2 protein-coding genes are annotated in these 13,485 nt (G+C 70.4%); both read left to right on the top strand.

Features of this window, described 5'->3' with window-relative positions:
• The first annotated feature begins 273 nt into the window (after nt 1–273).
• A complete protein-coding gene (locus tag H9L41_RS11405) occupies nt 274–1,068 on the top strand; it encodes an efflux RND transporter periplasmic adaptor subunit (protein WP_265584011.1) in 795 nt (264 codons plus the stop codon).
• A gap of 119 nt (nt 1,069–1,187) precedes the next feature.
• A complete protein-coding gene (locus tag H9L41_RS11400; RefSeq protein WP_187523841.1) occupies nt 1,188–13,481 on the top strand; it encodes a CARDB domain-containing protein in 12,294 nt (4,097 codons plus the stop codon).
• Nucleotides 13,482–13,485: the final 4 nt, after the last annotated feature.

The following is a 13,485-nucleotide window of genomic DNA, read 5'->3' as shown; positions in this document are numbered from 1 at the left end:
TTTTCATCATCATGTGCTAGATTCCGCGCCTTATATAATTTCGTGCACAGGCATGGGCCAGCCACGGCGCCCATGCCGGCGACAACGAACATAGGGAGCGCTCGACCGATCGGCCGAGTGGAGGCAGGGCACCGGGACGCGGCGTAGACCGCGCCTGGCGTGCCCTTGCAGGCGACGGTCGGCGCTCCCATCCATTTCATAGATTGACGTGAAGATGCGGATGGCAAAGGGGAGGCTCGCCGGCTTGCTGGCGGCCATGATGGGGGGCAGTCCGTGGCCGCGGCCGGCTTCGATTGCCTGATCGAGCCGGCGCAGATGGTCGAATTGTCCAGCCCGGTGACCGGGCTGCTCGAACGCGTGACCGTGCGGCGCGGCGACAAGGTCGCCCGCGGCCAGTTGCTGGCCGCGCTCGAATCGACCGCCGAGCAGGCCTCGGCCGAGCTGGCGCGCTACAAGTCCGAGCAGGTCGGGCCCAGCCGCCTGGCCGAGGCCAAGATCGAATTCTCCGGCCGCAAGTTCAACCGCCGCCGCGACATGGCGGCCGACAAGCTGCTGTCCGCCCAGGATCGCGACGACGCCGAGGCCGAATACAAGCAGGCCCAGGCCGAGCTGCAGGTCGCGCGCGAGAACCGCGAGGCGGCCCGGCTCGAATACCGCCAGCAGAGCGGCCTGCTCAATCTGCGCAGCATCCGCAGCCCCTTCGACGGCGTGGTGGTCGACCAGCTGGCCTATCCGGGCGAGGTGGTCGAGCCCGGCGCCGGCAAGCGCGCCATCCTCAAGCTCGCCCAGCTCGATCCGCTGCGCATCCGCGTGATCCTGCCGATGTCCGCCTTCGGCAAGCCCGCGGTCGGCATGGCCGCCAGCGTGGTGCCCGAGCTGCAGGGCCGCGGCAGCTACGCGGCCAAGGTCCGCATGGTCGACCGCATCATCGATGCGGCCAGCGGCACCTTCGTGGTCTTCCTCGACATGCCCAATCCGCGGCTCGACATCCCGTCCGGCGTCAAATGCCGCGCCAGCTTCGCCGGCCTCGACGGCGCTCCGCCGCCACGCAGCCGACCTCCGGCTTGATCCCGTTTCTCCGTTTCCTACGCCGCGTGCCGATCGACGCGGCTTATCCAGTCCTTCGAATCCATTCATATAGCCCTATCGGCGGCTAGCCCGTCGGAACCATTACGAGGTGCATGAGCATGAACAAGCCGACCGACAGCCAGAACTCCTTCAGCCAGATTTCGCAATCCGCCGCGGCGCACGGCGCGGATACCCCTGCGATCCGCTTCGAAGCGCTCGAACCGCGCGTGCTGCTGTCGGCCGACCTGCTGCCCGATGCTTCGCTGCCGCCGGTGGGCGGATCGACGCTGAGCCTGTCGGCCGAGGAGCGCGCCCCGACCGCTTCGTTCGCCGCGCTCGGGATCGAAACCGCGCCGCTGGCCGCTCCGATGAGCGCGGTGCCGCAGGCCGTTCGGCCGGCCGATGCGCAGTACCTCAAGGCCCGCTTCGGCGACGGCGGCGGCGACGACCTGCTGGAAGTCGGCCGCACGCTGGATGACAAGCTGGTGGCGCGGCAATGGCTGGCATCGCAAACGGGCTACCGGTTGGGGGTCGAGACCGTGCTGGGCGACTGGAGCGCGGACAGCCGCTACCTGGCCGGCGACACCGACGGCGACGGCCGCAGCGAACTGGTCGAGGTACGCAAGGATGCGGCCGGCAATGCTGTCGCGACCGTCTACCGCCTGACCGGAGACCGCTTCGAGGCCGGCGCCGGCCTGACGCTGGGCGGCTGGCGGGCGGACAGCCAGTACCTGCTGGGCGACACGGCCGCCGATCGCGGCGCCGAGCTGGTCGAACTGCGGGACCGGCTCGACGGCAATACCCAGGTACGGGTCTGGAGCTGGAACGGCACGGGTTTTGCCGAGTCGGCCAAGCCCGGCGACATCGCTCCGCGCAACAACGAAAGCTTTGCGCTGCTGGCCGACCTCGACGCCAACGGCAAGCGCGACATCGTCCGCATCGACCGCTACGGCAACGAATACCGCTACCAGAACCGGGCCTGGGACGGCGCGGCGGGCTACTACAGCAGCAGCTTCGGATTCGTAGGGACCTACGGTCCGCGTCAGTACCTGTCGGCCAGGCTCGGCAGCGGCGGCCAGGACTGGATGCTGGAGATGTGGAACGACGGCAGCCGGCAGGGGCTGACGGTCTGGAGCTCCAGCTGGATCGAACTGGGCTCGGGCGTGATCAGCGACCTTGGCCCGCTGCGGACCGACGGCAAATACCTGGTCGGCGACATGGACGGCGACGACATCGACGAGCTGGGCCAGGTGTGGCGGCGCGAGGACGGCCGGGCCGTGCTGAGCACCTGGCGCTTCAACGCGGTCGCGATGAAGTTCGAAGCTCTGGGCGAGACCGAGTTGGGCGACTGGAACGCAGCGGCGCAATACCAGTGGCTGGACGGCAACGGTGACGGCCGCGCCGATCTGGTGGCGGCCTGGGTGGACGAGTCCAACGTGTCGCGGATCGCCGCCTGGTACGGCGATGGCCGGCAGTTCGTGCAGTCGCCGCAATGGCGCAAGGACAGTCGCTTCCTGGAAGCGGACTTCGACGGCGACGGCCGCCGTGACCTGCTGGAGATCGCCCACCAGGCCGACGGCAGCGCGCTGGCGCGGCAATGGCAGGCCGGCGAGGCCGGCTACACGGTGGCGGCCGAGACGGTGCTGGGCGCCTGGCGCGCCGACCAGCGCTACCTGGTGACCGACCTGGACGGCGACGGCCGCAGCGACCTGGTGGTGATCGGCCGGGACGGCGCGGGCCAGGCGGTGGCGACCGGCTGGCTGCGCGGGCCGGCCGGTCTGGCGGCTACGACCGCGACGGTGCTGGGCACTTGGCGGCCGAGCACGCAATACCTGGCAGGCGACATCTCGGGTACTGGTGCGGCCGAGCTGGCGATGCTGGGCGACCGGCTCGACGGCAATACCCAGGTACGGGTCTGGAGCTGGAACGGCACGGGCTTCGCCGAGTCGGCCAAGCCCGGCGACATCGCTCCGCGCAACAACGAAAGCTTTGCGCTGCTGGCCGACCTCGACGCCAACGGCAAGCGCGACATCGTCCGCATCGACCGCTACGGCAACGAATACCGCTACCAGAACCGGGCCTGGGACGGCGCGGCGGGCTACTACAGCAGCAGCTTCGGATTCGTAGGGACCTACGGTCCGCGTCAGTACCTGTCGGCCAGGCTCGGCAGCGGCGGCCAGGACTGGATGCTGGAGATGTGGAACGACGGCAGCCGGCAGGGGCTGACGGTCTGGAGCTCCAGCTGGATCGAACTGGGCTCGGGCGTGATCAGCGACCTTGGCCCGCTGCGGACCGACGGCAAATACCTGGTCGGCGACATGGACGGCGACGACATCGACGAGCTGGGCCAGTTGTGGCGGCGCGAGGACGGCCGGGCCGTGCTGAGCACCTGGCGCTTCAACGCGGTCGCGATGAAGTTCGAAGCTCTGGGCGAGACCGAGTTGGGCGACTGGAACGCAGCGGCGCAATACCAGTGGCTGGACGGCAACGGTGACGGCCGCGCCGATCTGGTGGCGGCCTGGGTGGACGAGTCCAACGTGTCGCGGATCGCCGCCTGGTACGGCGATGGCCGGCAGTTCGTGCAGTCGCCGCAATGGCGCAAGGACAGTCGCTTCCTGGAAGCGGACTTCGACGGCGACGGCCGCCGTGACCTGCTGGAGATCGCCCACCAGGCCGACGGCAGCGCGCTGGCGCGGCAATGGCAGGCCGGCGAGGCCGGCTACACGGTGGCGGCCGAGACGGTGCTGGGCGCCTGGCGCGCCGACCAGCGCTACCTGGTGACCGACCTGGACGGCGACGGCCGCAGCGACCTGGTGGTGATCGGCCGGGACGGCGCGGGCCAGGCGGTGGCGACCGGCTGGCTGCGCGGGCCGGCCGGTCTGGCGGCTACGACCGCGACGGTGCTGGGCACTTGGCGGCCGAGCACGCAATACCTGGCAGGCGACATCTCGGGTACTGGTGCGGCCGAGCTGGCGATGCTGGGCGACCGGCTCGACGGCAATACCCAGGTACGGGTCTGGAGCTGGAACGGCACGGGCTTCGCCGAGTCGGCCAAGCCCGGCGACATCGCTCCGCGCAACAACGAAAGCTTTGCGCTGCTGGCCGACCTCGACGCCAACGGCAAGCGCGACATCGTCCGCATCGACCGCTACGGCAACGAATACCGCTACCAGAACCGGGCCTGGGACGGCGCGGCGGGTTACTACAGCAGCGGCTTCGGATTCGTAGGGACCTACGGTCCGCGTCAGTACCTGTCGGCCAGGCTCGGCAGCGGCGGCCAGGACTGGATGCTGGAGATGTGGAACGACGGCAGCCGGCAGGGGCTGACGGTCTGGAGCTCCAGCTGGATCGAACTGGGCTCGGGCGTGATCAGCGACCTCGGCCCGCTGCGGACCGACGGCAAGTATCTGGTCGGCGACCTGAGCGGCGACGGCCTCGACGACCTGGCCCAGGTCTGGCGCAACGAGGCGGGCCAGGCGGTGCTGAGCGTCTGGCGCTTCGATCCGACGCAGCGCCGCTTCGTCGCCGTGGCCGACCATGGACTGGGCGAGTGGCGCGAAGGGGACAGCTACCACCTGATCGACGCCGACGGCGACGGCCGCCTGGACGTGGTCCAGGCCGGGGCGCAGGCCTCCGGCCAGACCGCGTTGACTGTCTGGTACAACGATGGCCGAAGCTTCACCACCACGCCCGACTGGCGGGCCGAAAGCGTCTACCTCGAGACCGATCTCGACGCCGATGGCCGGCACGACCTGATCGAGATCGCGCATCGCGGCGGTCAGGCCGTCGCCCGGCAGTGGATGGCGACCGGCACCGGCTTCCAGCTGGCCCAGGAAACGGAACTGGGCGTCTGGCGGGCGGATAGCCGATACCTGGCTGGCGACCTGGACAGCGACGGTCGCGACGAGCTGCTGGAAATCCGCCGGCAGGCGGACGGCACCATGGCGGCCAAGCGCTGGAAGGCCGGCGCGGCCGGCTTCGAGGCCGCCGGCAGCAGCAGCCTGGGCAAGCAGAATGCCACTACGCGCTACATCCTGGCCGACACCACCGGCGACGGTCGGGCCGACCTGGTGCTGCAGTCCTGGCCCGGCAACGGCAACACCCGTTTCTCGGTCTGGCAGAACGACGGACAGCAATTCGGCTGGAAGAGCAATACCGAATGGGGCGGCGAATACGCCAATGCCCAGGTCCGCATCGTGGACCTGAACGGCGATGGCCGGCAGGACCTGGTCTACGCTGCGCGGGATCTCGGCCTGGGCGGAAGCACCGCTGCGCTGGGCATGATGACCGGGCAGGCCGACGGCAGCCTGACCATCGCGACGAACTCGGTCGGCGCCTGGTCGCAGAACGTCGAATACCTGACCGGCAACGCGAACGGCGATCGCCGCCAGGACATCCTGCGGGTGTGGACGGACGCGTCGGGCCAGTTGCAGCTGACCCTGTGGGCGGGCCGCAACAGCGACAACGCCTACTGCGACGAGCGGGGCACGACGGCGCTGGGTGCGCCCAAGGGGTCGGACCGCTTCTTCGTCGGCGACGTGGATGGCGACGGTCGGACCGACCTGCTGCAACTGTGGAAGAACGCCGACGGCCAGGCGGTGGTGACGGTCTGGCTGGCCGGCGCGGCCGCCAGCGGCAACGGCGTGGTCTACCGGCAAGGCAGCGACAGCGTGCTGGGCGCCTGGCGCGACGATGCGCAATACGTGGTGGCCGACCACGACGGCGACGGCCGCAGCGACATCGCCGCCAGCTGGCTGGAGGAGGACGGCCGGCGCATGGTGGGCGTATGGCTGAGCGACGGCGTGTCGTTCGACGGCCAGTACGACGGTCGCCCCAACACCCGTTTCTACGACGCCGATTTCAACGGCGACGGCCGGCGTGACTTGCTGGAAATATCGGCCGGCGAACAGGGCCGGATGGTGGCCAAGCAGTGGCTGGCCACGGCCGGCGGCTATGCGCTGGGCGCGGTGCAGGAGCTGGGCCTGTGGCTGCCGACCAACCAGTACCTGGTCGGCGACCTGGACGGCGACGGCCGCAGCGACCTGGTCGAGGTGCGCCGCCAGCCGGACGGCACGGTGATGGCCTACAGCTGGAAAGTCGGCGCAGCGGGCTTCGAGGCGGTGGGTAGCACCAGCCTGGGCAACCGGATACCGAGTGCGCGGTATTACCTGGCCGATACCACCGGCGATGGCCGCTCCGACCTGGTGATGCAGTGGTGGTCGGGCAACGGCAGCACCTATTTCTCGGTCTACCAGGGCGATGGCAGCCAGTTCACCTGGAAGAGCAGCGTCGAATGGGGCGGCGAGACGCCCGACGTCCAGGTCCGCATCCTGGACCTGAACGGCGACGGCCGGCAGGACCTCGTCCTCGCCGCCGCGGGCCTGGCCAATAACTCCAGCAATGCGGCGGTGCTGGGCATGATGACCGGGCAGGCCAACGGCAGCCTGACCGTCACCAACAATACGGTCGGCGCCTGGTCGCAGAACGTCGAATACCTGACCGGCAACGCGAACGGCGATCGCCGCCAGGACATCCTGCGGGTGTGGACGGACGCGTCGGGCCAGTTGCAGCTGACCCTGTGGGCGGGCCGCAACAGCGACAACGCCTACTGCGACGAGCGGGGCACGACGGCGCTGGGTGCGCCCAAGGGGTCGGACCGCTTCTTCGCCGGCGACGTGGACGGCGACGGTCGGACCGACCTGCTGCAACTGTGGAAGAACACCGACGGCCAGGCGGTGGTGACGGTCTGGCTGGCCGGCGCGGCCGCCAGCGGCAACGGCGTGGTCTACCGGCAAGGCAGCGACAGCGTGCTGGGCGCCTGGCGCGACGATGCGCAATACGTGGTGGCCGACCACGACGGCGACGGCCGCAGCGACATCGCCGCCAGCTGGCTGGAGGAGGACGGCCGGCGCATGATCGGCGTCTGGTTCAGCGATGGCGCCTCGTTCGACGGCCGGATCGACAGCCGTCCGGAGACCCGTTTCCTCGACTGCGACTTCAACGGCGACGGCCGACGCGACCTGCTGGAGATCTCGGCCGGCGAACTGGGCCGGACGGTCGTCCGGCAATGGCTGGCTGCCGATGGCGGCTATGCGCTCGGCGCCGTCCAGGCGCTCGGGCCGTGGATGCCGAATAACCAGTACCTTGTCGGCGATCTGGACGGCGACGGCCGCGACGAATTGCTGGAGATCGGCCGCCAGCCCGACGGCAGCACCGCGGCGATCGGCTGGAAGAGCAGCGAGAACGGCTTCGCGGTCCTGGGCAGCACCAGCCTGGGCAAGCCCTCGCCCAATGTCCGTTACCGCCTGGCCGATACCACCGGCGACGGCAAGGCGGACCTGGTCGTCGAAGCGTGGGGCGACGACGGCAACACCTACTTCTCGGTCTACCAGGGCGACGGCCGCCAGTTCGCCTGGAAGAGCCAGACCGGTTGGTCCGGCCAATACGGCGAAGCCCAGGTTCGTATCCTGGACGTCAATGGCGACGGCAGGCAGGACATCCTGCGCATCTCGTCGAACGTGGCGCTCTCCTACGGGCCTGATGCGGCGATGTTCCAGTTCATGGCCGGCCAGGCCGACGGCCGGTTGAGCGTCAGCTACCAGGCCGCGGGCAACTGGAACCAGAGCGTCGCCTATCTGGTCGGCAATGCCGACGGCGATCGCCGCCTGGATGTGCTGCGCGTCTGGAAGGACGCGGCGGGACAGCTGCAACTGACGCTGTACGGTGGCCGCAACAGCGACAACGCCTATGCCGACGACTGGGGCACCACCGCGCTGGGGGCGCCCAAGGGTTCGGACCGCTTCTTCGCCGGCGACCTGGATGGCGACGGCGGCAGCGACCTGCTGCAGCTGTGGACGAACGCCGAAGGCCTGGCGGTGGCGACCGCCTGGCTGGTCGGCGCGGACGGCCGCAGCTATGCCCAGGCCGGCGATACCGTGCTCGGCGCCGAGCAGCCGGGTCAGCAGATCGTGCTGGCCGATTTCGGCAAGACCGGCCGCAGCGACCTGATCCGCAGTTGGCAGGACGCCGCCGGCCTGGTCCATATCGAGGTCTGGCGCTTCGCCGGCGGCGTGGCCGCGCGGCTGGCCTCCCAAACCGCGCCGGGCGGCAGCGCGCCGGATCCGCGCAAACCGGCGCTGCAGGAAATTCCCGCCAGCCTGCCGGGCGGCAGCGACAGCGGCCCCTATATCGGCTCCGGCGAGATCCTGCCCTTCCCGGACCTCGAAGCCGGCAACTTCCGCATCGAGCCGGCCGGGCCCTGGACGCCGGGTCAGCAGCTCACGGTCCGCTGGACCACCACCAATATCGGCGGCCGGCCGGCCGACCCGCGCTGGAGCGAGCGGCTGGAGGTACGCAACCTCAGCACTGGTGCCGTCATCTCGGTCGCTACCGTCGAGGTCTCGGCCGAGGCCGGCGACGCGGCGCTGCAGCCTGGCGCCAGCCGCGAGCGGGTGGCTACCCTGGCCTGGCCGGACGGGATCGACGCGATCGGCGACATCCAGTTCAAGCTGATGCTCGACAGTGCCCGCGAGCTGGCGGAGTTCAACCAGCTGGGCACCGGCGAATCCAATAACCAGCTGACGCGGAACGTACCGGTCGGGCCCGACCTGCGGGTCGCCGGCCTGCGGGTGGCGCCGGGCACGGCCACTGCCGGCGAGCAGCTCGCCATCCTGTGGGATGTCCGCAACGACGGCGCCGTCGCCGTCCCGGTCGGCTGGAGCGACCGGGTGGTGGTGATCAACCGGGCCACCGGCGAGAAGCTGGTCGACGTCGTACTGCCCTACGATCCGGCGCAAGCGGGTAACGGCCCGCTCGAGGCCGGCGGCAGCCGGGCCCGGGCCTACGCCTTCCGCCTGCCGGACGGCCTGCGCGGCACCGGTCCGCTGCAGATCGTCGTCACCGCCGACGAAGCCGCCAGCGGCGGCGTGCTGTTCGAAGCCAACCTGAGCAACGATGCAGAGGCCAACAACGCCGCCGCCATCGAGACGACGGCGGCGGCGCAGACCTATGCCGACCTGCGGATCGAGAACCTGGTGGCGCCCGCCGCCGGCTTGGGCACGCTGCCGGTCACGCTGAGCTGGACGGTGGCCAACCGCGGCCAGCGCGATGCCGCCGGCGGCTGGGACGATCAGATCGTGCTGAGCACCGACGCGGTGATCGGCAACAGCGACGACGTGGTGATCGGCACGGTCCGCCGTGAAGGCGGGCTGGCGGTCGGCCAGCAGTACGTCCAGAGCGCCACCGTGGTCCTGCCCTGGCGGCCGGCCGGGCGTTACTACCTCGGCGTGCGCACCGACGCCGGCGGCGCAGTGCTCGAACCCGACACCCGGGCCGACAATGCCGGCGCCGCCCATGCGATTGAGCTCGGCGACGCCTATGCCGACCTGGCGGTCGGCGAAGTGACGGTGCCGGCCCAGGCGCTGAGCGGGGAGAACGTGGCGGTAAGCTGGACGGTGAGCAACCTGGGCAACGTCGCGACCGACCTGGCGCTGTGGAACGACCGGGTGATTTTGTCGAAGGACCGCACGCCGAGCGTCGACGACATCGTACTGTCGGGCTCGGTGACCCATGCCGGCGTGCTGGCGCCGGGCGCGAGCTATACCGCGCGCGCCACACTGACGCTGCCGCGCGACCTCGAGGGCGACTACTACCTGCTGGTCGACGCCAACACCAACCGCGGCGTGGCCGAAGGCGGGCAGACCGGCAACAATCTCGGCACCAGTACCGCCACGCTGCGCGTCGGCCTGGCGCCGGTGGCCGACCTGGTCGCCTCAGGCGTGACCGGCCCGACCCTGTTGCGGCCGGGCGAGGCTGCCACCGTGCGCTACACGGTGAGCAACCGCGGCGCCGCCGCGGCCGGCGGCGCCTGGCGCGACCGCATCTACATCGACCACGGCGCGGCCGGGCTTTACGAGCTGGCCAACGTGTTCGCCACCGACGGCCTGGCTGCCGGCGCCAGCGCCGAGCGCAGTGCCAGCTTCGCGCTGCCGAGCTGGCTGGCCGAGGGCGACGGCTATCGCTGGGTGGTGCGCGTCGACAGCGACGACATGGTCTACGAGCGCAGTGGCGAGGAGGACAACCTGGCGGTGTCGGCCGAGCCGGTGCGGGTGAGCAAGCCCGACCTGGCGATCGGCGCGCTGCAGGGACCATCGATGGTCCGTTCGGGCGACCGCGTCCGCCTCGAGTGGACGGTGGAGAACCGCGGCAACGTCGCGCCGGGCAACTGGATCGACCGGGTCTACCTGGTCTGCGGCAACGAGATGCGCCAGCTGGCCGAGGTCGGCCACGCCGGCCCGCTCGATACCGGCGCGTCCTATGCCGCCGCCGCCGAGTTCGACATCCCGCTCGACTGCGACGGCGAGTACCAGTTGGTGGTGATCGCCGACGCCGGCCAAACGCTCGACGAGCGCGAACGTGACGGCAACCGCGCCGGCAAGGCGCTGGCGGTCGAGCTGGCGCCCTACGCCGATCTGGCGGTGAGCGCAGTGACCGCGCCGGAGCGCACCATCGCCGACCCGGCGCCGCTGGCGCTGAGCTGGACGGTGAAGAACCAGGGCACCGGCATCGGCAAGACGACGGGCTGGTCGGACTGGGTGATCCTGTCGACCGACGGCGTGCTGGGCAACGGCGACGACCGCGTGGTCGGCGAATACCGCCACGATGGCGCGCTGGCGGCGGGCGAGCAGTACATCCGCAACGAAACCATCATGCTGCCGCCCGGCACCTCGGGCCGCTACCAGCTGTTCGTGGTCAGCGACGCCCGCGGCGAGGTCTACGAGCACGGCGGCGAAGCCGACAACGCCGCGAACGCCGGCCATGCGGTCGACGTGATGCCGATCGCCTACGCCGACCTCCAGGTCGAGGCGGTGACCATCGCCGGCACGCCGGCCAGCGGCCGCTCGCTGCGCATCGACTGGAGCGTGCTCAACGACGGCATCGGCATCACCAATGCCGGCAGCTGGAGCGACTATGTCTGGCTGAGCCGCAACGCCGACGGCAGCGACAAGGTGGCCGATCTCGGTTGGGCCGGCCATATCGGCCAGCTGGCCGCCGGCGACCGCTATGCGCGCAGCCTGGGCGTCACCTTGCCCGAGGGCATCGAAGGCACCTTCTACATCCACGTGCGCACCGGTACCCAAGGCGGGCTGTACGAATTCGTCTATGGCGACAACAACGTCGGCCACAGCCTGGCGATCCCGGTCACGCTGTCCAGGTCGCCCGATCTGGTGGTCGAAACGATCACGCTGCCGCAGACCGCACAGGAAGGCGTGACGGTCGAACTCGGCTGGGAAGTAAGCAACCGGGGCGAGGCACGGGCCGAAGGCATCTGGACCGACACCGTGCTGCTGATCCCGAGCAACGGCGGCGCCGCGGTGACGCTGGGCAGCTTCAGCTATGACCGCGGCCTGGAGCCCGGCCTGCGCTACCAGCGCACCGAGCAGGTCCGGCTGCCGGCCAAGATCGAGGGCCTGTACCGCATCAAGGTGATTACCAACGCCGGCGGCCAGCTCTACGAGCACGGCGCGGCGCGCAACAACGACGAGCTGCTGTCCGACGCCGGCATAGCGGTCAGCCTCGATGCGCGGCCCGACCTGCGCATCGATGCCGCCACGGTGACGGCCGAGCACGTCACCGCCGGCACCAGCATCGGCCTGCACTACACCGTGACCAACAGCGGCCCGGCGGTAGCCGGCGGGCGCTGGAAGGATCGCGTCTACCTGTCGCACGACGGCACGCTCGGCGGCGACGACCTCTTGGTCGGCCAGTACGACAACGGCGGTGCGCTGGCGCCGACCGAGAGCTACGCCAACGAGGCCGCGCTGGTCGACATCCCGATCCGCTACCGCGGCGAGGCCTACCTGATCGTGGTGGCCGACGGCGGCAACGCGGTCGACGAATACCCGAGCGAGAGCAACAACGCCCGCGCGGTGAAGTTCTACGTCGACCCGGTGCCGTTCGCCGACCTGGTGACCGGCAACGTGGTGGCGCCGGACCAGGCGGTGCACGGCGCCAGCATCGAGGTGCGCTACCAGGTGAGCAACCGCGGCAGCGCGGCCACCCGGGCCGAATCGGCCACGGTGAGCGGCTGGACCGACACCATCTGGCTGGCGCGCGACAAGCGCCGGCCGGGCCAGGCCGGCGACATCCTGCTGGGCACGGTGCGCCACGACGGCCACCTGGCGGTCGGCGCCGACTACCTCGGCACCGCCCAGGTGACCATCCCCGACGGCGTGCTGTCGGGCAACTACTACCTCACGGTGTGGAGCGACGCCTACGACACGATCCTCGAGGACACGCTGGCCAGCAACCTCAACCCGGACGATCCGGGCCAGCTCGACAACAACAACTACAAGGCGCGGCCGATCGCCATCCTCGGCGCGACGCCGCCGGACCTGGCGGTGACCGAGGTCGGCGCGCCGGCGGTGGGGGAGGCGGGTGGCAGCTACAGCTTCAGCTACACGGTGCAGAACAAGGGCGACGCCTTCGAAGGCCAGTGGACCGACACGGTCTACCTGGCCGACGACCCCGACCTCGACAAGGCCAAGGAAGTGTGGGTGCTGGGCAGCTACAGCCAGGCCCGCGCGCTGGGCCAGGGCGAGCGCTACACGGTGGCGCAGACGGTGCAGTTGGCGCCGTCGCTCAAGGGCCGTTACCTGGTGGTGCGCACCGATGCCGACCGGCAGGTGAAGGAGGGCGTCGAGGACAACAACGCGCGCAGCGCAGCGACCCAGGTCGCGACGCGGGCGGCCGACCTGCAGGTGGCCGGCGTGGTCGCCGAGCCGCGCGTCGATTCGGGCGAGGAGACCACGGTCAGCTGGACCGTGGTCAACCAGGACGCGGCCGTCTGGGCCGGCAGCCGCAGCTGGTACGACGCGGTCTACTTCAGCCGCGACCCGCAGTTCATCCCCAACCGTGCCACGCTGGTGGGCATGGTGTCGCATGGCAACGCCGGCGGCCTGGCCAGCGGCGCCAGCTATACCGCCTCGGCCAAGGTGCGGCTGCCGGCCGGCATCGAGGGCACGGGCTACTTCTATGTGATCACCGACGCCGAGCCGGGCGAGTACCGTGCCAAGGGCGAGTACCTGAATGGCGGCAGCAACAGCTACTTGCGCGACGATTTCTACCCTTCCAGCGTGTTCGAAGGCAGCAACGGCGGCAACAACCTCGGCCGCGGCACGCTCGAGGTGGTCTACCGCGAGCCGGACCTGCAGATCGACACGATCACCGTGTCCGATCCGAACCCCGGCTCGGGCCAGCGGATCACGGTGAGCTGGACGGTGACCAACCGCGGCACCCGCGAAACGCGTACCAGCGGCTGGCAGGACGGCGTCTATCTGTCGCGCGACGCCTCGCTCGACAGCGGCGACTATGCGCTGGTCGACAGCCCGCTCGGGTCCAGCGCGTCCAGCTGACCGA

The sequence above is a fragment of the Chitinimonas koreensis genome, assembly GCF_014353015.1.
GTDB classification, from domain to species: domain Bacteria; phylum Pseudomonadota; class Gammaproteobacteria; order Burkholderiales; family Chitinimonadaceae; genus Chitinimonas; species Chitinimonas koreensis.
Note: the sequence above shows the minus strand (reverse complement) of the source record. Positions and strands in the feature narration are given on the sequence as shown.